A 24,958-nucleotide genomic window follows, 5' to 3' on the forward strand; every position below is an offset into this window, starting at 1 on the left:
AAATATAAGAAATGTCATGGGATATAAATATGAATATTATTAAAACAAAATCATTTGAGTTGGCAATTCTTTCTAGGGGAGATTGCAGTGCGCCGAAATTGGCTATTTTGATTCCCGGGAGATTAGATACAAAAGATTACATTAATTTCGTCAGTCATGCAGAATATCTAACTGGAAATGGTTTTCTTGCGGTGGCCTTTGACCCGCCGGGAGTATGGGGTAGTCCTGGTGGTATAGAACTTTATACAACGACAAATTATATAAAAGCAATAAATGAGTTAATCGAATATTTCGGCGATAAGCCGACGTTGCTACTCGGTCATAGTCGAGGAGCGGCAGCTGCAATTTTGGCTAGCTCAAATATAAATGTAATTGGTGTTGTTTCTGTAATGGCGAATTTTGGCGCTCCTACCGTTCCGAGCGGAGAGGCCCAAGGAAAAGGTTTTGAAATTACACGTCGTGATTTACCCCCGGGTGGTACACCAACCAAAGAGAGAAAAGAATTTACTTTGCCGATTGCTTATTGGGATGATGGTAAAAAATATAATACAATCGAAACTTTAAAAAAATGTATTAAACCAAAATTGATAGTTTGTGGTACAACTGACCAATTTACCACTCCAGATGAGGTGAAAAATCTATATAAGATGATACCGGAGCCAAAAATGATAAAAGAGATTAATTGCAACCATGACTATCGTTATTATTTGGGAGCCATTCAAGAGGTCGAAGAGGCATTGGGCCAATTTTTATACAGATATAAACTTTAAACAAATTAAATATGGGTTTATTAGATTTTATTTTTACTACTACACCGCATAAGAAGAATGTGGCTTTTGGCGAGGACAAAATGAAACTGACACGGCAGGATATTATTGATTTAGTTTGGAGTATTGACAGTTTGCAGGATTCTCAAAAAGAGATGATCAGAGCTGAATTGGAAAGAGAGCTGGACGATGGCGGCGTATCACAATTTGAATATAAGAATATTGTCCAACGGCTGGCGGAAAAAAGAGCGCAGCTGGGGTTGAGTGAAGTGGATGTGAAAAATCTTAGGAGGGTATTGGGTTAGTTTATTAAAATTTACCTTGAGCGATTAGCGAAAGGTCTCGTGAATATTTTTTGGCACGAGATCCTTCCCCCGCCTCGGGCGGGGTCAGGATAAAATTATTTGATTATGTATAAAATTCTTTTTATCGGTCCGCAAGGATCAGGCAAAGGTACGCAGGCGCAACTTTTGGCAGAAAAATTTGGATTGCCGATTTTTTCTACTGGCAATATTTTGCGTCAAAAGGTCCAACAGCAAGATGAGCTCGGCCGAGAGATAAAAAGCTTGATCGATGCCGGGTATTTGGTGCCCGATGAATTAGTAAATAAAATAATTGCTGAAAAAATAAAAACAGACGGACAAAAAGGTTATATTCTGGATGGCTATCCGCGAAATCTGGCGCAAGCCGAATTTTTGGCAAACCAAGATGAGCTGACACATGTTATAGAAATAGATTTGCCAGAGGAGGAAACAATCAGAAGGGTTGGAGGACGAAGAACCTGCCCGGAGTGTCAAAGGGTCTATCACATTGAGCATAATCCGCCGGAGGTAGAGGGATTGTGCGATGATGATGATGAGTCGCTGGTAATAAGAGAAGACGAGACAGAAGAAGCTCTAAAAAAGAGACTGGCAATATATCATGAGCAAACAGAGCCGGTGATAGAGTTTTACAAAGCGAAGAATATTCATCATAAGATTGACGGCCGACCGGCGATTGAAAGGGTGTTTGAGGAGGTGATGAGTAAATTAGCAACTAGTAATTCGTAACTAGCAATATGAATTATGATTTAAGATTTATGAATAAGAAGATAGTGGTCACACAAAATTTAGGTTTGTCGGAAGATCAAGGGATTAGATTGAGTAAAATTGGTGATGTTAAATTTTATAAGGATTTGCCTAAAGATGAGAGCGAATGGCTTTGCAGATGTCAAGAGGCTGATATTATTTTGTCCGGCAAACACTGGGCGAAGAAAGCTATGCTTAAGTTGGAAAATAAATTTTTTTCCTTCCCTTTTGTTGGCTATGGCTGGTTAGATATTGAAAAATGTAAAGAAAAAAATATTATAGTAGCTATATCACCCGGTTGCAATAAAGATGCTGTTGCTGAGTGGATGGTGGGTTTTATGATAAATTTATTACGGCAACAATATTTGTTCATTAATATGGCAAAGGAAGGGTCTTATGCTGGCGAAGCAGCAAAGACAATTGGCTTGAGAGATAAAAAAGTGTCAGTATTGGGCAAAGGGCATGTTGGCTCGAAGGTGGGGAAGATATGCGAGGCTTTTGACATGGTTGTTGAATATTTTGTCAGAGGTGATGATTTGTTTAAAAAAACGCAATATGCCGACGTCGTTTTTAACTGCTTATCGCACAATCCAACGACTGAAAAATTATTAGATGATAATTTTTTTATTAATTTAAAAGAAGGCGCTTATTTTATTAGTGCGACTTCAGATGAAGTTTTTGATACCGATGGATTAATGCATGCTTTAGATTCAGGCCACTTAGCTGGTGCTGGTATAGACGCTGGGAGTGTATCAGTCGGTGATTGTACAAATCTTTATTATTTGAAATTAGCAAGACATGGCAAGATACTGGCGACGCCACATGTGGCATATAATACTGATATTACTAATTTAATATGCGGTGACATGATGATAGAAAACGTGGAGGCTTGGGTAAATGGGCAACCAATAAATTTGGTAACAAGATAAATTATGACCACGATAAAAAAACCAGAGGAAATAAAAATTATTGCTGAGGGCGGTAAGAAACTGGCCAAGATTTTGAAATTGGTGATAAAAAGAGCGCAGCCCGGGATAAATGCTTGGCAATTGGATCAATATGCTGAAGAGTTGATTATTAAAGCTGGTGGGCACCCAGCGTTTAAAGGGCACGCAGGTTTCCCCGGGACTTTATGTATATCACCGAATGAAGCAGTGGTGCATGGGGTGCCGAAAAAAGAAATGATTTTAAAAGAAGGAGACATCGTGGGGGTTGATATTGGGATGCGTTATCCGGCGGTCGATGGACTCTATACTGATATGGCGCGAACGGTGGGTGTGGGAAAAATTTCTGATGAGGCAAAGAAATTAATCAAGGTAACAGAAGAATCTTTTTTTCAAGGAATAAAAACGGTGAGGGAGGGATCGAGAGTCGGTGATTTGGGCGCGACAATACAAGAATATGTAGAAAAAAATGGTTTCTCAGTGATTAGGAGCTTGTGCGGACACGGGGTCGGTTATAGCGTGCACGAAGATCCGAAGGTGATGAATTTTGGGCAAAAAGGAACCGGGGAGGTTTTGAAAGAAGGCGTGGTCCTAGCGATAGAGCCGATGGTGGCGGCCGGACATTATGAGCTAGAAACATTGGAAGACGGCTGGACAGCAGTGACCAAAGACCGAAAATTGGCAGCGCATTATGAAAATACAATCGTAGTGACAAAAAGTGGTTGCAAAATATTGACTAAGTAATTTTATTTATGAGAAGCACTGACGGCAGGATTTTGGGTATAGATTTTGGAGAAAAAAATATTGGGCTAGCTATTTCTGACCGAGAACAGAGTCAGGCTTTTGTTTATGGGACGCTTAAAGTGTCCAATAATCTTTTTGATGATTTGAAAGAAATTTGTGAGAAAGAATTGATCGATAAAATAGTGGTGGGATTGCCATTGTCACTGAAAGGGGAATATACGAATAAAACAGAAGAGGTGGTCTATTTTGTGGAGGAGCTGGAGATAAAAACAAAATTATTGGTAGAAACTCAGGACGAGCGATTGAGCAGCGTGGAGGCGGACAAGACGGGTAGCGGACACGGCAGAGACGAGGAGTCAGCGAGGATTATTTTGCAGAGCTATTTGGATAAAAAGAACAGTTAATATTTATTATTTAGGATTTGGGAATAATTTTATGTCAACAACTTTACAAATTATAATTTTAATAATTGTGGCTGGAGGGTTTGGGCTGGTTTTATTTTTGTTGATGAAAAATAATAAACCCGGTGAACACAAAGAGGAATTATTTCGGATGAAAGAAGAAGTGGGAGAGATGATGCGACGGGAAATCGGACAGATACGAGAAGAGATGAAGGGCAGCCTGGAAAAAAATATTGATTTTATTCAAAAACAATCTTTTCAAACTAGTTCAATTGTCAAAGATGTGACCAGTAAATTGGAAAAATTGGAAGCAACCAATAAACAAGTAATTAGTTTTACTGACCAGCTGCAAAATTTAGAGAAGGTTTTGACTAATTCCAAAAATCGTGGGTCACTCGGTGAGGCGAGTCTGGAACTGATCCTTGGTAATATTTTGCCGCCGCAGAGCTATGAGATGCAGTATAAATTTAAAAACGGCGAGGTGGTAGACGCGGTGGTAAAAATCAAAGACAAATTATTGCCGGTGGACGCCAAGTTTTCTTTGGAAAATTATCGGCGGATTTTGAATGAAGGGAATGAAGAGAGAAAGAGGGAATTAGAAAAAGAATTTAAAAATGATCTGAAAAAGAGAATCGATGAAACAGCCAAATACATCAGACCGACGGAAGATACTTTGGATTTTGCTTTTATGTTTATACCGGCCGAGGGTATTTATTATGATTTATTGATTAATGAAGTGGGGGCGGTCAAGGTGGATACCGGGGGCTTGATTGATTATGCCTTTAAAGAAAAAAAGGTGATTATTGTCTCGCCAACAACTTTTGCGGCTTATCTCCAGACGGTTTTGCAGGGTTTGCGTGCCCTGCAGATCGAGGAATCGGCCAAGGAAATCCGAAAAAGGGTGGAAGAGCTGGGGCGGCATTATGCCAGCTTTGATGAGTATATGAAAAAGTTGGGCAATACTTTGGGGACGACTGTCAATACTTACAATAGCGCTTATAAAGAGTTGAACAAAATAGATAAGGATGTGGTAAAAATTACTGAGGGGGAGAGGAAAATTGAGCCACTGGCCCTCGATAAGCCAAATATGGGGAAAGAAGACTAGATTAAGGATATTTTTGGGTTAGTAATTTTAGACCCTTGACTCATAGCCAAAATCAGTTTAGAATAAAGGTGAAAATTGTGGAAAATTAAGGCCCAAAGCCGAGGCTTTCTCACAAGAAAGCTATTTATTTTTGTTACAAAAAGAAAACGATGGATAAAAAAGATGAGCAGAAAGACGGTAATGGGTCAGATAAAAATCAAACCATGATAGCTTTGGCGGTAGTGGGTAACTTGATATACACAATAGCGATACCAATAGTATTGTTTACTCTTTTGGGTAAATATTTAGATAATGAGACTGGCAAAAAATTTACTTTTATTTTAGCCGGTGGGGGTATTGGTATATTGGTTGGCATGTGGGGGGTTTATAAAAAAGCGGAAGAGCTCAAAAATAGGGTTTACGGGGAGAATAAAAATTCTAGTAACAAAAAATAATTATGCATATAAGTTTGGCCGCGGAACCAGTATTCCATATAGGTGGGTTTCCGGTTACCAATTCAATAATAAATACTTGGATAGCTGTTTTGATTTTTTTAGCCGTGGCGGTTGCTCTTAAGAGTAAAAAATTAAAAAATGTGCCAAGCGGCCTGCAGAATTTTTTGGAGTATGTCCTGGAATTACTATTGGGGTTGATAGACGGGGTGACCCACAACAGAAAGAAATCAGAAAGGTTTTTGCCAATAGTAGGTACTTTATTTCTTTTCATATTAATTTCTAATTGGATGGGGCAGTTGCCGGGCACTGGGTCTATTGGCTGGAGTGAACATGGTAAGATATTGCCTTTTTTGAGGCCAGGTACGAGCGATTTAAATACTACATTAGCTTTGGCCGTGTTCGCTGTTTTGACAACGCATGTTTATGGCGTGGTGACTATTGGTTTTTTTAAGTATGCCAACAAGTTTGTTTATCTTGGCGGGCTATGGAAGGCGTTAAAAACTTTTAACCCAATGAATATATTTACTGCCATTATAAATTTTTTTATTGGAATAATAGAATTTTTTTCTGAAATTTCCAAAACGGTTTCTTTGTCGTTGCGGTTGTTCGGAAATATTTTTGCCGGTGAGGTTCTTTTGACAGTGATGGCTTCTTTGATTGCTTTTATTGTGCCTATACCTTTTATGTTTTTGGAGCTTTTGGTCGGTGCGGTACAAGCGACGATATTCGCAATGTTGACGATAGTTTTTTTGGAAGTGGCAACGAGCGAGGCTCATTAATTTTAAAAATTATTAATTAATTTTATTTGGACGTTAATAATATTTTGGCGTATTGATCGGCTCGCCTCGGTCCGTCCAGATAGGAAAGGTAATATTTATGGATGCAGAAGTTATAACAGTTGTAGCAAAAGGCGCTACTATGACAATCGGTGGTATTTTTCCAGCCATTGCCATTGGCAAGATAGTTTCTAAAGCAATGGAAGCTATTGGCCGCAACCCAGAAGCTGGTAGCAAGCTTTTCACTCCAATGTTGGTCGGTGCAGCTTTTGCCGAAGCCATCGCCATTTATGCTTTGGTCGTGGTGTTTACTTTATAGTAAAAAGCCGTCTTCCAATAAGAAGACGGCAGACAAGAGATTAATTATAGATGTTTTGATAATTAATTTCTTGTCTGTTAAATAAATTTATAATAAATATGATTATTGACTTGATAAACATTGCCCAAGCGGCGGAAGAAGTTAGCCATGAGGTCGAGCCACAGTCATTGACCGCGATTTTAGGCATAGACTGGAAATTATTTGTTGCCCAATTGATAAATTTTGGTTTGGTGCTTTTTGTTTTGTGGCGATGGGTTTATAAACCATTAGTTAAAATTTTAAACGAAAGGACAAAAAAAATAGAAAAAAGTTTAAAAGAAGCTGAAGAGATTGAGAAGAGACTGGGCGAGACAAAAGAACAACAGGAAGAGATCTTGGCCAGTTCAAGGAAAGAAGCGGCGGTAATTTTGGAAAGTGCCGAGAAAGAGGCAGTGGAGAACAAAAATAAAATGTTGAAGGAGGCGGAAGACAAGATAAACAAACAGATTGATCTGGCCCGACAGCGACTGGCAGAGGAGAAAGACAAGATAGCCAAGGAAATAAAATTGGAGGTAGCTGATATAGTAGAGGAATCTTTGAAAAAGATTATTCCAGAGCAACTCGATAACAAGATTGACAAAAGAATTATTAAAAAAAGTTTAGAAAAGCATGAAAGTTAAAACACAGGAGTACGTACAATTATTTTATAAATTATTATCCGAGAGCGAGGAACCCAAACAAGTGATCGGAGATTTTTTGCAATTGATCTATGCTAATGGTGATCTGGGAAAAATAGAGGGCATAATAAGATCGTTTGAAGGATACTATCAAAAGATGGAGGACGTATCAGTTGCTCGGGTAGAAACCGTTAAGCCGCTCGATGATGATGTCCGGAACATGATAAAGGGTTATATAAAAAAAATAAAGCCAGGCGTAAAGAGGGTCGAAATTGAAGAGGTGGTGGAGCCAAATATTTTGGGCGGAGTGAAGATAACGGTTGATGATATTTTGTTCGACGGCACAATAAAAAAACAATTAATAAATTTAAAAAATAGCTTAATTCAGTAACTTTTAGTTTTATGAAAATAAACAAAGAAGAAATATTAAAGGAATTGCGCCAACAGCTGGCTAATTTTAGGGCGACCGCCGGCGAAGAGCAGGTGGGCCGCGTGGTCGAGGTGGGAGATGGCATAGCGAGACTAGCCGGCCTTAACCAGGTACGCATGTCAGAAATGATCGAGTTCAAAAAAGAGGGCAGGGAGTCAATTTATGGTGTAGCCCTGAATCTCAATGAGGGCAGTGTGGGGGCTATGATTTTGGGTGACACCAGTAACATTGAAGAAGGGGATACTGCTTATGCGACCGGGAGAATTTTGGAGGTGCCAGTGGGAGATAAGATGATTGGTCGTGTGGTTAATCCGCTCGGACAACCGGTCGACGGCAAGGGAAACATCAAGGAAGATTCTTTTTACCCAGTGGAAAAAATAGCTCCAGGCGTAATTACTCGTCAATCAGTTAATAAACCTATTCAAACTGGGTTAAAAGCCATAGATGCTTTGATACCGATTGGTAGAGGGCAAAGAGAATTAATTATTGGTGATAGGCAAACTGGCAAAACCGCTATCGCTATTGATACAATTATTAACCAGAAGGATAAGGAAGTGATTTGCATTTATGTAGCTATTGGGCAGAAGGAATCAAAGGTGGCAAAAATTGTGGCAGAGCTTAATAATCGCGGAGCCATGGAAAACACGATTGTGGTTGTAGCTGGCGCCTCTGACCCGGCGGCTCTTTCTTTTATTGCCCCATATACTGGGTGTGCTATTGGTGAATACTTTATGGACAAAGGGAAAGATGTTTTGGTTGTTTATGATGATTTGTCAAAACATGCTTGGTCTTATAGAGAAATATCTTTGCTTTTACGTCGCCCGCCAGGACGCGAGGCTTACCCGGGCGATATTTTTTATCTTCATTCTAGGCTTTTGGAGCGTTCAGCCAAATTAAACCAGGATTTTGGCGGTGGATCGCTGACAGCTTTGCCAATTATCGAGACACAGGCTGGCGATGTTTCGGCCTATATTCCCACCAATGTGATTTCTATCACTGACGGGCAAATTTATTTAGAGTCGGATTTGTTTTATCAGGGTGTGCGGCCAGCTTTGAATATTGGTTTATCAGTTTCTAGGGTGGGAGCGGCAGCGCAGATAAAATCCATGAAGCAGGTGGCCGGTAAATTAAGAATAGACTTGGCTCAATTCAGAGAATTGGAGGCTTTTGCTCAATTTAGTTCTGATTTGGACTCAGAAACAAAGAAGAGACTGGAATTGGGGAAAAGGCTTTCAGAAATATTGAAACAAGGGCAATATGAACCAGTACCAGTGGCCAACCAAGTGGCTGTTTTGTATGCTGCAACAAATGGTCTTTTGAATGAAATTCCAGTAGAAAAAATAAAGGAGTGGGAGGCCGGTTTTATAAAATATTTCACTAATAATTATAAGAAAACAGCCGATGAGGTGGTAAAGCCGGAAGGATTGACAGACAAAATAAAAGAAGATTTAAGTAGGGCGGTGGAGGAATTTAATAAAATTTTCAATAAATAAAATTGGTTTTTATGGCACGCGCCACCAGAGAAATTAAAAGACGCATAAAGTCAATAAAGAGCACCGGCAAGATAACCAAAGCAATGGAGCTGGTTTCGGCTGTAAAAATGCGTAAAGCAGTAGATCACATGTTGTCGAGTAGGGCTTATGCACACTTGGCTTGGCAGATCGTGACTGACTTGGCCAAGAGGGTCAATGTAAATTATCACGAACTGTTAATAGAGAGACCGGTAAAAAAAGTAGCCATTGTTTTGGTGGCCTCCAATAGAGGGCTATGCGGGTCTTTCAATAGTCAAATAGTGGCGAGCGCCTATAAACATTCTCTGGATCTGGGCAAAGAAGGAAAGGATAAGCCGGAAATAGAATTTATATTGTTGGGCAAAAAGGCTAGAGATATCGTGTCAAAATATAAAAAACAAGCGGTAGCTGAATTTGAGAAGCCAGATGTGACGCTAAAGGTTGAAGAAATTTTTTCTTTATCAAAGATGATTATTGGTGGCTATATGGAGGGTAAATATGACAGAGTCGCTTTGGCTTATACTGATTATGTTTCTTCTTTGAAGCAAACACCAAGAATCAAGCAACTGCTGCCAATACCCAAGGAAGAAGACGTCGTTTTGGGTAGCGTTGGAGAGTGGGAAAGTTTTTCAAAAACAGAGTCCATGGATATGCGTGAGTATATATTTGAGCCTAGCCCAGAAAAAGTTTTAGAAAACATTTTGCCGAGATTGATCGAAACCCAAATTTATCAGGCAGTTTTAGAATCAGATGCTTCTGAGCATTCAGCTAGAATGATGGCTATGAAAAATGCAACTGAAGCAGCCCATGACTTAATAGATGATTTAACCTTGGCTTTTAACCAGGCGAGACAAGCGGGCATCACCCAGGAGATAGCGGAAATTTCTGGTACCAAAGCAGCCATGAATAATGATAATTAAAATTTATAATAAATTACTAATAAAAATATGACGAAGAATCATCAAGGGGAAAAAGAAAAGCAAAATAATTATGGAGTGGTGGCGCAGGTGATAGGCCCGGTTGTCGATGTGAGATTTGATAACGGTGGGCTACCAGAAATATTTTATGCACTTGAAGTAGAGCTGGCCAAAGAAAGGTTGGTTTTGGAAGTGCAACAACATATAGGGGGGAACCTGATAAGATGCGTGGCTATGGGTTCGACTGATGGTTTGTCTCGTGGGATGAAAGTCAAAAATACCATGGCTCAGATAGAAGTGCCGGTTGGCAAAGAAACCCTAGGGCGTATGTTTGACGTACTCGGAGAAACAATTGATGGTATAAAAGATGAGGTGGTGACAAAAGAAAGATACCCGATTCATAGGCCAGCGCCGAAATTTACCGAGCAGTCGACAAAAACAGAAATTTTTGAGACAGGAATAAAGGTTATTGATTTAATCTGCCCATTTGTAAAGGGTGGTAAGGTCGGTCTTTTTGGCGGGGCTGGCGTGGGAAAGACAGTGGTGATACAGGAATTGATACGCAACATCGCGCAAGAGCATGGTGGCCGCTCAGTTTTTGCCGGCGTGGGCGAAAGATCTCGTGAGGGCAATGATCTTTATCACGAAATGAAAAATTCTGGCGTTTTGGAGAAAACAACTTTGGTTTTTGGTCAAATGAATGAACCGCCAGGTTGTAGGGCGAGGGTGGCTTTAACAGCCTTGACCATGGCAGAATATTTTCGTGATGCAGAGTCACAAGATGTACTTTTGTTTATTGATAACATTTTCCGTTTTACGCAGGCTGGCTCGGAAGTCTCAGCATTGCTTGGACGCATACCCTCAGCCGTGGGCTATCAGCCGACCTTGGCTACAGAAATGGGTGAGTTGCAAGAGAGAATTACTTCTACTGATAAAGGGTCTATTACTTCAGTACAGGCTATTTATGTGCCAGCAGACGATTTGACAGACCCGGCTCCGGCGACAGCTTTTTCTCACTTAGATTCGACGGTGGTTTTGACTAGATCTTTGGCAGAATTGGGACTTTATCCAGCGGTAGATCCTCTTGATTCTACCTCGACGATTTTGGATCCACAGATTGTGGGCGAAGAGCATTATCGGGTAGCGCGCGATGTCCAAAAGGTATTACAGCGCTATAAAGATCTTCAAGACATTATCGCCATTCTTGGCATGGAGGAATTATCTGATCAAGATAAGCTGATAGTGGCTAGAGCCAGGAAGATTCAAAGATTTTTATCACAGCCATTTTTTGTAGGAGAGACATTTACTGGCGTGCCAGGTAAATATGTCCCCCTCAAAGAGACAATCCGCGGTTTTGGCGAAATTTTGGAAGGCAAGCACGATGACAAGCCAGAACAAGCGTTTTTTATGAAGGGTAGTATTGAGGAGGTGAAATAATAAATATGGAGAGCAAAAAGATTTATTTTGAGATAACGACACCGGAAAAAAATGTCTACCGAGACGAGGTAGATAGTATTAGTCTGCCGACAGAGATGGGCCAGATTACTATTTTGGCCAATCACATACCGCTGGTTTCTTCTTTGACCCCAGGTGAGCTGATTATTAGAAAAGATGGTAAGGAGCTCGACATGGCAGTGTCTGGCGGTTTGGTAGAAGTGCGGGGTAATAATCATGTGGTTGTTTTATCTGATACGGCAGAACACGCTGAGGAGATTGATGAGGCGAGAGCAGAGGAAGCCAGGAAAAGAGCAGAAGAGTTATTGAAAGAAAAGAGGGACGATGCCTCAGAATATGCAATCGTAGCGGCTAAGCTGCAAAGGGAACTGGCCAGACTCAGAGTAGCTAGGAAGCATAGGAACAAGAAGGGGATGCAAATAGATTAATTATTTGTAAAAAACACGCCCACATGGGCGTGTTTTTGGTTTATTAATTTTTATTTTTCCATGAAAAGGTGCTAAAATAAAAGTGTGGAAAAGACTGGGCCAGAGCGGCCGAGCAAATTTTAGATTAGAGCGATGAGCCAAGAAAATAAAGAAAAAAATAATAATGATTTTTTGAGCGATGAGTTGCAGCAGGAGCTGGAAAAGCTATCTTGGGAGTTTTTGTTGAAAGAAAAAGAGGCCAAGGAAAAAGCAGTTATTGAAAATAGAGTGGATGATGAAAAATATTACCAACCGGCCAATAGTTATAGTGAGCTAGATAATCTTTATGGTGGCTCGTCGGCAGACAATAGGAATTTTGAGTTTTGGCATAATAGTGAGGAGGTGGGCATAAATAATCTCAACAGAGATTCCGGCATTCTTTTCAATGAGGAAAAACTGGAAAAACATAAGGTGGTAGCCTGGAGGCAGGCACCGAGACTTAGAGAGCCTGGGTATAAAATATTTTTTAAAAAACTTGCAAGGACCTCAATTTTGCCATTTAAATTAATTATTTCAGTTTCTGTGGGGATGACTACAGCTATTGGCAAATCGGTGATTTGGGTTTTAAATATTGTTTATAAAATTTTAAATGGGGCGTTGATTATTTTATGGCAAACGCTCGTGGCCTTTAAATATATTTTTGTTTATATTTTTGGAGATTTTAGCTGGCCCAAGAAAGAAAAATTGGCGCTTGAGTCAGCAGCGGCGGATAATTTTTATAGTAAAAAGACAAGAAAATATTTAATTAAATATCCAGCCATGAGGATGGCGGCATCTTTCGCGGCAGTCGCTTTGCTTTTGGTTTTGCCGGTACAGTTATATTATTTTTATAATAAAGCCGAGAAAATAAAAGGAGAGGTGCTGGGTGCTTCGGAGATAGGGATGGCCCACTTACTTCAGGCAGGGATAGCTGGCAAGAATTTGGACATTGCCAATTTGGGTAAAGAGTTTAATCTGGCGAGTCTGGAGTTTGAAAAGGCAAGAACCAATTTTAAAGAATTGGGCATTGTGTCTGTCGCGGCTTCGGCAGTGGTACCTGACGTCGAGGCCGGGGAAAAATTATTGACTATAGCGGAAAAATCAACAGACATTGGTTTGAGATTGACAGGCACAATACAAGCCTTTGGAGATCTAATGGTTGGCGCAAAGGAAGAAGGCGGTGGTTTGGAGTTACGGGGTGATTTATTGCAAATACAGGTGACAGAAAACAGGGGTAAAAGAAAAAACTGGCAAGAGATAAATAAGAATTTGGATATGGTTGTATTAGAGGCAAATGAGATACAAAGACAGCTAGATATGCTAGACCTAGAGAACACAAAATTATCAGCTTATGGCGAGCAGATAAGTTTGGCCAAAGAGCAGATGCCAAAGATGATAAGTCTTTTGCAAGACTATAGGGATCTCACCAGAATATTTTTGACTATTGTGGGGGTTGATGAGCCAAGACGCTGGCTTTTGGTTTTTCAGAACAATACAGAGATAAGGCCGACCGGTGGCTTTATGGGTTCTTACGCCGTGGTTGATGTGAAGGACGGAAAAATAGAAAAAATAGAAGTACCTGGCGGGGGCTTTTACGATTTGAAGGGTTCTATGTCTCGAAGTGTAGATGCGCCATATCCCTTTCATCTTTTTTCGGCGGTTTGGCAGCCATGGAATGCTAATTGGTTTCCCGATTGGCCGACTTCGGCCGAAAAAATAATGTGGTTTTATGATAAATCAAGCGGGCCAAGCGTTGACGGGGTTATTAGTTTTACTCCCGATGTACTTGGCTCCTTGTTGGAGATAACTGGTCCGATAGAATTGCCAGAATATATGATGACAGTGGATAGTAATAATTTTTTATATACCATACAGAAAGAGGTTGAATTTGACTATGACAAAAAAGAGAATAAACCAAAGAAAATTATTGGCGATTTATTGCCAAAAATTTTGGAAAGAACACTAGCTCTTGATGGCAAAAATGGCGTGATAGCAGCGGAAAAGATTATCAGCTCTTTGGGCAATAAGAGTATATTGCTTTACTTCAAAAATAAAGATACCCAAAAAATTGTAGATAATTTTTATTGGTCAGGCAGGGTGCAAGATTATGACAAGGATTATTTGGCAATAGTGCATACCAATATAGCTGGTGGAAAGACAGACTTGGTGGTGAAAAATAATATTTGGCATAATACCGAGATAACTAATGACGGACAGATTTTAAATACGGTTGTTTTGACGCGAGAGCACCTTGGTAAAAGGGATGATATTTTTGAAAGCAGTACCAACACAGATTTTGTTCGTTTTTATGTGCCCCAAGGCAGTAAATTGATCACGGCGGAAGGTTTTGATGGGATACCGGTCGGTCGTCAGTATCAAGTAGCTACTGGCAGCATAGACGTCGATCCGCATTTGGCAGAAATAGAAAGAAATATACGTATTGATAGTGAATCTGGGACGAGAATTATTGACGAATTTGGCAAAACATCTTTTGGTAATTGGATCACAGTTGGCCCTGGGGAGAAACAGTCGGTTACAATAAAATATTTATTACCTTGGAGGCTGGAGAGTAAAAAGGTTATGAATATTAGTACTACGGATACAAGCGCTAGCTGGTGGCAGTCTTTGAAGAAATATTTTGCAGGCCAGGAGAAGCAGGATGAGGTGCCAGAAAATATTTATGGGTTATTGATACAGAAACAACCGGGTACAGCAGAAGATGGTTTTGTGGGCACCTTGACTGTGGGCGATAGATGGCAGATAGGAGACTTTTTGCCCAAAGATGGGGTAGCGTCCAATAGAGATTTTCTGGAGGCAGGATTTAAAATGGACGGTGATAAATATTACGGGGTTATTATAAAGGAAAAGTAAAACCAATGATGATATTAAAAAAAATAGATATTTGGTTGGACAAATTGAATGTCAAAATTCAAGAGAGCAAAGATAAATTACTTAGGCCCGTTTTATTTTTTTTAAGGAAGATTGGATTCACTGCAAATATTTTGAGCACGCTAAAGGTTGTCGTCGCTTGTTTGGCTGTTTATATTGCACGGGAAAATTTAATTTTTGCCGCTTGGGTATTTATGGGGGTTTATTTTCTCGATGTCCTTGACGGGTCAATGGCTCGATATATGGGTAAGAACTCTGACCGCGGGAAATTTATTGATGTTTTTACAGATCAGGCTATTTATACTTTGATTGTTTTTACTTTGATCCTAATAGATTTTTTGGATATAAAGGCCTTGGCCTATAATTTGTTGGTTGTGCCGGTATTATACTTGTTTGTTATTATAGAGAGAAACGAGGGCAAGCCAACAGATTGGGTTATTAAGCCAGTTGCTAAATTAACCTATTATAAAATATTAATATTGGGGGCTGCACTGATGGTTGTTTTCGGTTGGGGGAGTAAGGTGACGGCCAATTGGGTTTTGTATTTTACTAATTTTTTAGTGACCCTGCATCTAATACATTCTTATGGGGTGGTGATAAAGAGGAAAGCTTAGTAAATAATATAAAAAGATAAATAATAAAACAGGAAATATGCTTTCTGTTTTTTATTTTGGCTAATATTAGTATTTTTATTTATATTTTTTGTTTTTTCTATTGACAACATTTAATATATGTGCTATTATATTAAGATTTATAGAATTATTGGAAGAACTTTAAAAATTAATATTTTTAATTAAAACAAGTAATTTGGAGGTTTAGATATTAATTAGTGGTTATTAACTCGGTTTCGACTGGGTTTGGCCATTTAGTTAATATTTTTAGTAATAAAGCTTTTGGCTTATATTACACCTTTTATAACCATGCTTAATTATTTCATGGTTTTAGATCCGCCCAAGCGGCGGGCTTTAACCTCCAAATTACTTTGTTTAATTAATAACCCCTGCCCTTATAAGGCAGGGGTTTTATATTTGCATTTTTTTATTTTTTTATGTATAATGTGATAAGTAAAATTTAATATTTTGCACCAAAAGGCTGCCGATTAAAAACGGGCCCAGAAATCTCAAAACTTCCGACCATACTCGAAGAAAAAACAAAAAATTTTTGAGCCCTGGCAAAAAAGATCGGCAGCCTTTTGGTTTTGCCAATATTTTAAGACCTTGACACAAATATTTTTAGTGTTATATTTATAATTAGCACTCATACTTGACGAGTGCTAACCGAAAGTATATAATATTTTTAGGATAATAAACAACCCTGATATGAATACAAGACAAGAGGAGTTATTTATCAAAATTATAAAAGAACACATAAAAACCGCCAAGGCGGTTGGTTCAGAGCTCTTGGCCAATAAATACAATATGGGTGTTTCTTCGGCTACCATTAGAAATGACATGGCCGAATTGGAGGGTTTGGGTTTTATTGGACAACCCCATACATCGGCTGGCCGGGTTCCAACCGAAAAGGGCTATCGCTATTATATTGATAATTATTTAAAAAAAGACATAGAAATAAGTAGTCAGGGTAAAAAAGAATTAGATAAAATATCAGAAGAATTACCAAACGATGTTTCGATAAAGGATAAGGCCTTGGCTAAGGCCATAGCAAAAATTGCTGACACGGCAGTGATAGTTGCATGGTCCAAAGACGATGTTTATTATACGGGGATCGCCAATTTGTTGTCCCAGCCAGAATTTGAGGATTTTAATTTGATCCATAATATTTCGGCCGTGGTGGATAGATGCGAGGGTATTCTGGAAGATATTTTCGACAAAGTTGAGGGAACAGAAATAAAAATTGGTAAAGAAAATTATTTTTCCCCACAATGCGCTAGTATCATTACTAAAAGCAAGAATAGACTGATCAGTATTTTGGGGCCGATGCGTATGGATTATGAAAAAAATTTGAGTTTGATTAATTATGTTAATAAAATTTAAAACTAAAATTTATGGATAAACACCACCAACAGCAACCAAAAGAAGATAAGATATGCTCAGAAGACCAGCAAGAGCTAGAGAAGAAATGCGAAGAGTATTTGCACGGCTGGAAGAGGGCACAGGCGGATTATGAGAATTTGAAAAAGACAACGGAGAAAGAAAAACTAGAGTGGGTAAAGTTGGCCAATCAGGGAATTTTGCTCCAATTATTGCCAATTTATGATCATTTGAAGCTAGCTATAAAACATATACCAGAGGGAGAGAAGAAAACAAATTGGGTCGTGGGTATAGTAAATATTAAAAATCAGCTGACAAAATTTTTGTCAGAAGCGGGAGTGGAAGAAATAAAGACAGTAGGTGAGAAATTTAACCCTGAGGAGCACGAGGCTGTGGCAGTAAGTGAAGATAATATTGATAACCAAGAGGAGGAAATTAGTGAGGAGTTGCACCCGGGTTATAAATTGCATGGTAAGGTATTGTATCCGGCTAAAGTAAAAATTTGATTATTATTAATTTGTCCGTTTGCCAAGGGCGGCGGGCAAAAATAGAGGAAAATATGTCACTTATAAAGTGGTCACCAATGCTCGAACCGTTCGGGGATTGGGACAGATGGCTCGATGCGCCATTTGCTTTTGCCCCAGCGGTGAATATTTGGGAGGACGAAAATAATGTTTACGTAGAAGCTCCCTTACCAGGAGTTGACCCCGAGAACGTCAATATCGCTATTGAAAACGATATTTTGACTATCGAGGGAATGCAGGAAAAGAAAAGCGAAGTGGAAGAAAAGAATTATTATCGCAAAGAAGTGCGCTCTGGTTCTTTTCACCGGGCGTTGGCTCTCCCAACGGCAGTTAAGGGTGATGAAGCTAAGGCGGAATATGAAAAAGGGATTTTGAAAATAGTGGTGCCCAAAGAAGAGAGGGCCAAGCCGAAGAAAGTGAAGGTGGAAGTGAAGAGGTAAGTAACTAGTAAAAGAGTAATTTTTTTACTAATTCCCCATTTGTCTTTGGACAAGTGGGGAGACGTGAGAAAATTATAAATTAAAAATTAATTTAATTATATATGCCAAAAATATTAGGTATTGATCTTGGTACCACTAATTCCTGCATGGCGATCATGGAAGGTGGTAGCCCAAAAATTTTGGAAAATAAGGAAGGTAATCGTACTACGTCGTCAATTGTGGCTATTAATAAAACCGGCGAACGATTGGTCGGTCTTTTGGCCAAGCGTCAGGCGGTGACTAACCCAACTAACACTTTATTTTCCATTAAGCGTCTGATTGGTCGCAGGTTTGAAGACGAAGAGGTGCAAAGAGATTTAAAATCTATGCCTTTCAAAATCAAACAAGCTGGCGTGGGCGTAAAAGTGGAAATGAGCGGCAAAGATTATACGCCGCAGGAGATTTCGGCGATGGTTTTGGCCAAACTAAAAGCTGATGCTGAAGAAAAATTGGGTGAAAAAATTACCGAAGCGGTGATTACGGTGCCGGCTTATTTTGATGATGCACAAAGACAAGCAACAAAAGAAGCTGGAGAAATAGCCGGTTTAACTGTTAAAAGAATTATTAACGAACCAACAGCCGCGGCTTTGGCTTATGGTTTTGAAAAGAAAAAAGGCCAGCAAATCGCCGTTTATGATTTGGGCGGCGGTACTTTTGATATTTCTATTTTGGATGTTTCTTCTGATACAGTAGAAGTAAAATCAACCAATGGTGATACCCATCTTGGTGGCGATGATTTTGATCAAAGAATTATGGGTTGGATTTTGGATGAATTTAAAAAGACTGAAGGCATTGATTTATCAAAAGACCCGATGGCTCTGCAAAGAGTAAAAGAAGCGGCAGAAAAAGCTAAAATAGAGCTTTCTACGGCCATGGAAACAGAAATTAATCAGCCATTTATAACTTCTGGAGCTGACGGCCCGAAGCATATGCTGATAAAGATAACCAGAGCGAAATTAGAAGAGCTGGTCGGTGATTTGGTAGAAAAAACTTTAGAGCCAACGAAAAAGGCCCTAGCCGATGCTGGGCTCGAGGCAAAAAATATTGAAGAAGTGGTTTTGGTGGGCGGTATGACCAGAATGCCTTTGGTCCAACAAACAGTAGAGAAATTTTTTGGTAAAAAGCCAAATATGAGCGTGAACCCAGATGAAGTGGTAGCGGCTGGCGCGGCTGTCCAGGCCGGGGTTTTACAGGGTGATGTAAAAGATGTGCTACTTTTAGACGTAACGCCCTTAACTCTTGGTATTGAAACATTGGGAAGTGTAGCCACCCCTTTGATTGAGAGAAATACCACTATTCCAACTTCTAAATCACAGGTATTTTCTACGGCCGTTGATAATCAGCCAAGCGTGGAAATTCACGTGGTCCAAGGTGAAAGGCCCATGGCGCATGACAATAAAACCCTGGGTAGATTTATTTTGGATGGTATTATGCCGGCACCTAGGGGCGTGCCGCAAATTGAAGTAACTTTTGATATCGACGCCAATGGTATTTTGAATGTGAAAGCCAAAGATAAAGGCACTGGCAAAGAACAGCATATTACCATTACTGCTTCAACTGGTCTTTCCAAAGATGAGATTGAGAAGATGAAAAAAGAAGCTGAAGCGCATGCGGATGAGGACAAAAAAAAGAAAGAGCAGATTGAGGTAAAGAATATGGCTGATACTTTATCTTATACTACTGAGAAGGCGCTAAAAGAAGCTGGCGACAAGGTTGACGTAAATATTAAAAAAGATGTAGAAGAAAAGTTGGAGGTTCTAAAAAAAGTTAAAGACGGAGAGGATACTGAGGCAATTAAAAAAGCCACAGAAGAATTGTCGCAAGCGGCGCAAAAGATTGGGGAAGCACTTTATAAACAACAAGCAACTAGCAACCAGCAACAAGCGACAGATAATGCGCAGGCGCCTGGTGCCGAGGAAAAGAAGGCGGAGGAGGCTCAGTATGAGGAGGTAAAAAAGTAAGTTTTGTATAATTTGCTAGTTATTATCAATTATAGTTAGAGACGCGCTGCGGCGCGTCTCTGTAAAAGTGAAAAATTTATTAATTAAACTAATAACATGGAAAATCAACAGGGACAACAAAAGCAGATACAGATCAAAGTTTCTGATGAAACTTTGAAAGGTTTTTATGCCAATGCCATGCAGGTGATGCACTCTAAAGAAGAGTTTGTCTTGGATTTTATGAATTTGTCGCCAGTGCAGGGCGTGGGCATTGTGGGCTCAAGAATTATTATGTCACCGGGACACATGAAAAGAGTGATTGCGGCGCTGCAGGATAATATGGCAAAATATGAGAGTGGATTTGGTAAAGTGGAACAGGCTGATGAGCCCGGGGAAATGGGCTTTAAAGGATAATTTAAATTTATAATTTTTTAGACTAGAATATATTTTTTCATGGCAAGTGATTATTACGAAATTCTTGGGGTGCCAAAGAGTGCCAGCCAAGAGGAAATAAAAAAAGCTTTTCGGAAATTGGCGCACGAACATCATCCGGATAAAAAGAGTGGTAATGAGGCCAAATTTAAAGAAATAAACGAGGCATATCAGGTTTTGAATAATCCGGAAAAGCGCAAACAATATGATCAGTTCGGCCAGACTTTTAATAGTTCTGGTGGTTTTGGCGGTAGTCAAGGATTTGGGGGGGGTGGATTTAATTGGCAGGATTTTGCCAATCAGTATGGGAACCAGAGCGGCTTTAGGACTAATATAAACTTTGAAGATTTGGATTTAGGTGATATTTTTGGTGAATTTTTTGGCGGCGGAGCAAGGAGAGGCGGACGAGCAGGCCGCAGGGCAAGAGGTGAGGATTTGGAATATAAGATTGAGATTACTTTAAAAGAGGCCGTTTTTGGTGTGGAAAAAATAATTAATATAAAAAAGCAGGAAAGTTGTAGCAATTGTCAGGGGAGGGGTTATGATGGTTCGGCTAAGTTGGAAAATTGTAAAACCTGTGATGGCAAGGGCAGAATAGTGCGACAGCAAAGGACTATTTTTGGTGTTTATCAGAGCGAGCAGGCGTGTGGGGATTGTGACGGTAGTGGCAAAAAGCCAGATAGATATTGTAATATTTGTGGTGGAGATGGTAGATTGATAAAAGAGAAGCAGTTAAAGATAAAAATTCCAGCTGGTATAGATAACGGGCAAAGTATAAAATTGACAGGCGAGGGCGAAGCGGGTGAAAAAGGATCGCCGGCTGGCGATCTTTATATTAGTTTTATGGTCTTGCCCATGGCTGGTTTTAAACGCGAGGGCGATGATATTTTATCTAAAAAAGAAATCAATATTGCTCAGGCGGCTTTGGGTGATAAGGTTGAGGTGGAAACTTTGGACGGCTGGGTTAATTTAAAGATCCCTTCTGGAACTCAGGGCGGCAAGGTTTTTAAATTACCAGGCAAGGGGATCAACAGATTGCACGGGAGGGGCCGGGGAGATCAGTTGGTAGAGATAGTCGTGAAGACGCCCGAGAATTTGAGTCGGAGAGCAAAAAGCCTATTGGAAGAGTTGGAGGAAGAAATAAAATAAAGACGGCCGAGAGGCCGTTTTATTATTTTGGTATTATGTTATAATAAAAACATATGTTGACTTTTATTTTGGATTTATCAATCAAGGCTCCTGCCGGGGTCGGCGAGATTGCTGGGCAAGTGACCAATACCAGCTATGTTGGCAATATTTTGGTAGCCTTGTTTTTTTTGGTTATTATCGCGGTATATGGATTTTTTTTAGATCCACACAACCGTTTGATAAATTTAATAGGCGTTTATATGGGAGTGGTGGTAGTTGAGTTTTTCCCGTTCGAAAATTTGTTTTTTGGGGGTTTATCTTTGTGGCTGGCTCAACTATTGGTTTTCTCAATAACGCTTTTTCTGGCCGCAGTATTTTTGTCGATGACCCATTTATTGAAGGTTGTTTTTGTGAAGAATTTTTTAAAGAGGTGGTTAGAGTCTGGCATTAACGGATTTTTACACGGTGCTTTTTTGGTGAGTTTTGTCTTATCTTTGTTGCCAGTAAAATTTTTGACCCAGTTTTCTCCCTGGGTATTAAATACATTTATCAGCGAAAAGGCTAGGTTTTGGTGGGCGATTTTGCCTTTGGCTGGATTGTTGTTAATGCGCAATAAATCAAAAGTTGGCAGGCCACCAGCGTATTAGATAATAGATTTTATTCCAGACAGGGTTTCAGCTTGGATAATTTTTTGTCTCCAGCCAGAGGCATTTTTTTGTCCTTTGAAATAGTGGACCAGGTGTTTCCGCAAGGGGATAAGATTATTGTTGTCTTTTAGAAATAATTTGGCGTGGCGCAAAATTATTTTTTTTCTTTCAGCCAAAGTGGTGTTGATGGATCTGTTATTTTTTATTTCCTGAAAAAGCCAGGGATTGCCAATGACTCCTCGAGCTAGCCCTAGTCCGTCGGCTCCAGTTTTGTTCAGAATATCTTTGGCGTCCTCAAGCGAATTGAGGCCGCCATTGGCCAAGACAATTTTATCTGGGATAAGCGTTTTTATTTTTTTAATTAAATCACAATCAATGTCGCCATTGAAGCCCTGTTTCAAGGTGCGGCCGTGGATCATAACAGCAGCCCAAGGCAAATTTTTGACTTTTTTTATAAAATCCAGAGCAGAGACATTTTTTATCCCAGCTCGGATTTTTATAGAAACTGGCAGTTGGCTATTATCACAAACGGCCTGGATGATTTTGTAAGATTTATTTAAATCATTCATAAGAGCGGCGCCAGCACCGTTTTGGGCAACTTTGGGTGCAGGGCAGCCAAAATTAATGTCAATACCCACTGGGTGATGAGCAATTATTTTATTAATGATTTTTACAGCGCTGGCGAATTTGTCTGGGTCTGTACCGAAAAGCTGAAAAACAAGGGGACATTCTTTGGAATTGAATTTTAGTAGATCAAGAGTTTTTTTGTTTTTATAACACAGGCCATCAACAGAGATCATTTCTGAATAAACAACATCGGCGCCAAATTCACGGCAAAGCAGGCGAAAAGCCGAGTCGGTGTAGCCGGCCATGGGAGCGAGGGCGACTATTGGTTTTGAGAGCTTGAGCCAGAAGTTATTAATCATATAAATATTTAATCATATAAACATTAAAACATAAAGGGCAATAAGATAATCAAAAAATCCCGAGGGCATCGGAATTTTTTGATGGTGGGCCGGGTTGGATTCGAACCAACGAAGGCAAAAGCCAGCAGATTTACAGTCTGCCCCAGTTGACCGCTTTGGTACCGACCCAGGAGATATTTGATTTTAGTTTTAGATTAACATAGTTTTGATGATTAATCAAGGTCTGGTCAGGGAGTATTGGTTTTGTTAGAATAGATAATATGACAAAAAGATTATTTTTGGCAATAGATTTGCCGGAGAAAATGAAAGATGAACTTGTTGGCTGGCAAAGGAATCTGGCTGGAGAATCAGGCGTGCGCTGGACGCCAAGGGAGAATTTGCATATTACTGTAGCTTTTTTGGGTGATATTGAGGAAGATAAGATAGGAGAGTTGATCGAAAAAGTGAAAGGAGCATTGAGAGAATCAAAGCCTTTTAAACTGGAATTTCGAGGGGTGGTCCTGGCGCCACCGCGAGGCGAGCCAAGAATGATTTGGGCTGATTTTTTTGAAAACAGGGAATTTGGTGAATTGGCAAAAATGATATGGTTGGCAGCAGGGGATTATGTGTTGCCGGAGATTTATAATAAAATTGGAGAGCAGAAGATTCATGTGACTTTGGCGAGATTTAGACAGCCGATTTATTTAAGTGTTTTAAGACAGCCGGAATTGTCGGAGAAAATTTTTGAAGTTGGGGAGATATTTTTGATGGAATCAGAATTGACTCCCGAGGGGCCGTATTATAAAACAATTTTTAATTTTAAATTTTAAATGGAGGAATTTCAAAAGGAAGTTTTTCGGGTGGTGAAGAAAATACCAAAGGGGCAGGTTTTGACCTATAAACAGGTAGCGAAATTGGCTGGGCGGCCCAAGGCGTATCGGGCAGTGGGGAATATTTTGAATAAAAATTATGACCCGAAAATACCGTGTCATCGGGTGATCCGGTCGGATGGGAGAGTGGGAGGGTATAATCGGGGAGAGGTGAGAAAGGTCGAGATATTGAGGAAAGAAAAAGCGATTTAAGATTTATGATTTAAGATTTAAGAATTATTTAAAATTTAAAATTGTAAACATGCCGGAATTACCAGAAGTAGAAACAATAAAAAGAGAGTTGGTCGAACTGATTAAAAACCCGCCCAATGGCGAGGCAAGTAAAAAAATAAAATCAGTAGATATAAATTTGGCCAAACAGGTGAAAATGCCCAAGGCTAAATTTTTGCGTTTGGTTGAGGGGCAAAAGATTAAAAACATAAGGCGCAGAGCCAAGATGATTATTTTTGATTTGGCCAGTGGGTGGCATTTGGTTTTCCATTTGAAAATGACGGGGCAGTTGATTTATCGAGGCAAGGGCGGCAAATTGGCCGGTGGCGGTCATCCGATTCGACAAGATCTGGAAGATTTACCCAATAAGTATTCGCATGTGATTTTTAATTTCCAAGGCGGGAGCAGATTATTTTTTAATGATCTGCGGCAGTTTGGCTGGGTAAAATTGGTAAATAATAAAGAGTTGGAAAAAATTGATAAGGAATTTGGGATAGAGCCACTGGAAAGAGAATTTACTTTTAAAAGATTCAAAGAGTTACTGGAGAAAAAGCAGAATAAAGTGATCAAGCCATTATTGCTGGAACAAGGCGTGATCGCTGGTATCGGTAATATTTATGCTCAGGAAGCGTGTTTTTGCGCGGGGATAATGCCCAATCGGCGGGTAAAGGATATTGATGAGGCGGAGTTAAAAAAACTTTACAACTGTTTGATTAAAATATTAAAATTGGCTGTAGAAAAGAAGGGGACCTCGGCTGATAATTATGTAGATGCTTTTGGTAGACAAGGATCTATGGTAGAATATTTAAAAGTGTATGATCGTAAAGGAAAGAAGTGTTATAAATGTCGAGGAGAGATAAAAGTTATGAAGCAGGGGTCGAGAACAACGGCGTATTGTGGAGCGTGCCAGAGGTAATTTAAGAATTTTTAATTTTTAAATTAAAACAGTAA

At 39.7% G+C, this 24,958-nt stretch carries 29 protein-coding genes and 1 tRNA gene; 28 read left to right on the top strand and 2 right to left on the bottom strand.

Annotated features, from left to right (window positions below; genetic code table 11):
- Window positions 1-29 precede the first annotated feature (29 nt).
- The 25 genes from GYA54_03515 (at window position 30) to GYA54_03635 (ending at window position 22,002) form a co-directional block, all read left to right on the top strand.
- Window positions 30-770, top strand: coding sequence for an alpha/beta hydrolase (locus tag GYA54_03515; GenBank protein ID NMC51768.1), 741 nt, complete (start codon window positions 30-32; stop codon window positions 768-770).
- An 11-nt stretch (window positions 771-781) separates the two neighbouring features.
- Window positions 782-1,072: a hypothetical protein gene (locus tag GYA54_03520; GenBank protein NMC51769.1), complete on the top strand. Its 291-nt coding sequence runs from the start codon at window positions 782-784 to the stop codon at window positions 1,070-1,072.
- Between the two features lie 105 nt (window positions 1,073-1,177).
- Window positions 1,178-1,816, top strand: a complete 639-nt coding sequence (locus tag GYA54_03525; protein NMC51770.1) for a nucleoside monophosphate kinase — start codon at window positions 1,178-1,180, stop codon at window positions 1,814-1,816.
- Between the two features lie 29 nt (window positions 1,817-1,845).
- Window positions 1,846-2,763 carry a hydroxyacid dehydrogenase gene (locus GYA54_03530; GenBank protein ID NMC51771.1) on the top strand — a complete coding sequence of 306 codons (918 nt, stop codon included), beginning with the start codon at window positions 1,846-1,848 and terminating at the stop codon, window positions 2,761-2,763.
- A 3-nt stretch (window positions 2,764-2,766) separates the two neighbouring features.
- Window positions 2,767-3,522 (top strand): type I methionyl aminopeptidase, encoded by a 756-nt coding sequence (gene map, locus GYA54_03535; GenBank protein NMC51772.1) that lies wholly within the window; start codon window positions 2,767-2,769, stop codon window positions 3,520-3,522.
- Window positions 3,523-3,530: 8 nt separating this feature from the next.
- The gene (gene ruvX / locus GYA54_03540; protein NMC51773.1) at window positions 3,531-3,926 is read left to right on the top strand and encodes a Holliday junction resolvase RuvX; all 396 of its coding nucleotides are present in this window, start codon (window positions 3,531-3,533) and stop codon (window positions 3,924-3,926) included.
- 31 nt (window positions 3,927-3,957) lie between these two features.
- On the top strand, window positions 3,958-5,028 hold the full coding sequence (locus tag GYA54_03545) for a DNA recombination protein RmuC (protein ID NMC51774.1): 1,071 nt from the start codon (window positions 3,958-3,960) through the stop codon (window positions 5,026-5,028).
- Between the two features lie 149 nt (window positions 5,029-5,177).
- Window positions 5,178-5,462, top strand: a complete 285-nt coding sequence (locus GYA54_03550; GenBank protein NMC51775.1) for an AtpZ/AtpI family protein — start codon at window positions 5,178-5,180, stop codon at window positions 5,460-5,462.
- Window positions 5,463-5,464: 2 nt separating this feature from the next.
- A complete protein-coding gene (gene atpB, locus GYA54_03555; protein ID NMC51776.1) occupies window positions 5,465-6,241 on the top strand; it encodes a F0F1 ATP synthase subunit A in 777 nt (258 codons plus the stop codon).
- 97 nt (window positions 6,242-6,338) lie between these two features.
- Complete coding sequence (locus tag GYA54_03560) at window positions 6,339-6,557, top strand: ATP synthase F0 subunit C (protein NMC51777.1); 219 nt, start codon at window positions 6,339-6,341, stop codon at window positions 6,555-6,557.
- 98 nt (window positions 6,558-6,655) lie between these two features.
- Window positions 6,656-7,216, top strand: a complete 561-nt coding sequence (gene atpF / locus GYA54_03565) for a F0F1 ATP synthase subunit B (GenBank protein ID NMC51778.1) — start codon at window positions 6,656-6,658, stop codon at window positions 7,214-7,216.
- Window positions 7,206-7,604, top strand: coding sequence for a F0F1 ATP synthase subunit delta (locus GYA54_03570; GenBank protein ID NMC51779.1), 399 nt, complete (start codon window positions 7,206-7,208; stop codon window positions 7,602-7,604). The genes atpF and GYA54_03570 overlap by 11 nt, the downstream gene beginning before the upstream one ends.
- Before the next feature lie 11 nt (window positions 7,605-7,615).
- A complete protein-coding gene (locus GYA54_03575; protein ID NMC51780.1) occupies window positions 7,616-9,136 on the top strand; it encodes a F0F1 ATP synthase subunit alpha in 1,521 nt (506 codons plus the stop codon).
- 11 nt (window positions 9,137-9,147) lie between these two features.
- Entirely contained in the window at window positions 9,148-10,074 is a 927-nt protein-coding gene (gene atpG, locus GYA54_03580; protein NMC51781.1) for an ATP synthase F1 subunit gamma, read from the top strand.
- Between the two features lie 27 nt (window positions 10,075-10,101).
- On the top strand, window positions 10,102-11,508 hold the full coding sequence (gene atpD / locus GYA54_03585) for a F0F1 ATP synthase subunit beta (protein ID NMC51782.1): 1,407 nt from the start codon (window positions 10,102-10,104) through the stop codon (window positions 11,506-11,508).
- A gap of 5 nt (window positions 11,509-11,513) precedes the next feature.
- On the top strand, window positions 11,514-11,954 hold the full coding sequence (locus tag GYA54_03590; GenBank protein ID NMC51783.1) for a F0F1 ATP synthase subunit epsilon: 441 nt from the start codon (window positions 11,514-11,516) through the stop codon (window positions 11,952-11,954).
- Window positions 11,955-12,086: 132 nt separating this feature from the next.
- A complete protein-coding gene (locus GYA54_03595) occupies window positions 12,087-14,843 on the top strand; it encodes a DUF4012 domain-containing protein (protein ID NMC51784.1) in 2,757 nt (918 codons plus the stop codon).
- Window positions 14,844-14,848: 5 nt separating this feature from the next.
- Window positions 14,849-15,475, top strand: coding sequence for a CDP-alcohol phosphatidyltransferase family protein (locus GYA54_03600; GenBank protein ID NMC51785.1), 627 nt, complete (start codon window positions 14,849-14,851; stop codon window positions 15,473-15,475).
- 705 nt (window positions 15,476-16,180) lie between these two features.
- Window positions 16,181-16,855, top strand: a complete 675-nt coding sequence (locus GYA54_03605) for a hypothetical protein (GenBank protein NMC51786.1) — start codon at window positions 16,181-16,183, stop codon at window positions 16,853-16,855.
- Window positions 16,856-16,866: 11 nt separating this feature from the next.
- Window positions 16,867-17,358, top strand: coding sequence for a nucleotide exchange factor GrpE (locus GYA54_03610; protein NMC51787.1), 492 nt, complete (start codon window positions 16,867-16,869; stop codon window positions 17,356-17,358).
- 53 nt (window positions 17,359-17,411) lie between these two features.
- Entirely contained in the window at window positions 17,412-17,816 is a 405-nt protein-coding gene (locus GYA54_03615) for an Hsp20/alpha crystallin family protein (GenBank protein ID NMC51788.1), read from the top strand.
- Window positions 17,817-17,917: 101 nt separating this feature from the next.
- The gene (gene dnaK, locus GYA54_03620; protein NMC51789.1) at window positions 17,918-19,816 is read left to right on the top strand and encodes a molecular chaperone DnaK; all 1,899 of its coding nucleotides are present in this window, start codon (window positions 17,918-17,920) and stop codon (window positions 19,814-19,816) included.
- Window positions 19,817-19,912: 96 nt separating this feature from the next.
- Entirely contained in the window at window positions 19,913-20,209 is a 297-nt protein-coding gene (locus GYA54_03625; GenBank protein ID NMC51790.1) for a DUF3467 domain-containing protein, read from the top strand.
- Window positions 20,210-20,248: 39 nt separating this feature from the next.
- Window positions 20,249-21,376 carry a molecular chaperone DnaJ gene (gene dnaJ, locus GYA54_03630; protein NMC51791.1) on the top strand — a complete coding sequence of 376 codons (1,128 nt, stop codon included), beginning with the start codon at window positions 20,249-20,251 and terminating at the stop codon, window positions 21,374-21,376.
- A 53-nt stretch (window positions 21,377-21,429) separates the two neighbouring features.
- Complete coding sequence (locus GYA54_03635; protein ID NMC51792.1) at window positions 21,430-22,002, top strand: hypothetical protein; 573 nt, start codon at window positions 21,430-21,432, stop codon at window positions 22,000-22,002.
- On the opposite strand, the gene GYA54_03640 is transcribed toward GYA54_03635, so the two are convergent.
- Both GYA54_03640 and GYA54_03645 read right to left on the bottom strand, forming a co-directional pair.
- Window positions 21,999-22,928 (bottom strand): tRNA-dihydrouridine synthase, encoded by a 930-nt coding sequence (locus tag GYA54_03640; protein NMC51793.1) that lies wholly within the window; start codon window positions 22,926-22,928, stop codon window positions 21,999-22,001. The genes GYA54_03635 and GYA54_03640 overlap by 4 nt on opposite strands.
- Window positions 22,929-23,010: 82 nt before the next feature.
- A tRNA-Tyr gene (locus tag GYA54_03645) sits at window positions 23,011-23,096 on the bottom strand.
- Between the two features lie 92 nt (window positions 23,097-23,188).
- Here GYA54_03645 and thpR point away from each other — a divergent pair.
- The 3 genes from thpR to mutM are packed head-to-tail and all read left to right on the top strand — an operon-like array spanning window position 23,189 to window position 24,923.
- Entirely contained in the window at window positions 23,189-23,737 is a 549-nt protein-coding gene (gene thpR, locus GYA54_03650) for an RNA 2',3'-cyclic phosphodiesterase (GenBank protein NMC51794.1), read from the top strand.
- Window positions 23,738-23,989 carry an MGMT family protein gene (locus GYA54_03655; protein NMC51795.1) on the top strand — a complete coding sequence of 84 codons (252 nt, stop codon included), beginning with the start codon at window positions 23,738-23,740 and terminating at the stop codon, window positions 23,987-23,989.
- A gap of 49 nt (window positions 23,990-24,038) precedes the next feature.
- Window positions 24,039-24,923, top strand: a complete 885-nt coding sequence (mutM, locus tag GYA54_03660; protein NMC51796.1) for a bifunctional DNA-formamidopyrimidine glycosylase/DNA-(apurinic or apyrimidinic site) lyase — start codon at window positions 24,039-24,041, stop codon at window positions 24,921-24,923.
- The last annotated feature ends 35 nt before the right edge of the window (window positions 24,924-24,958 follow it).

Source organism: Candidatus Kuenenbacteria bacterium (assembly GCA_012797775.1).
Lineage (GTDB): Bacteria > Patescibacteriota > Patescibacteriia > UBA2196 > GWA2-42-15 > JAAZMX01.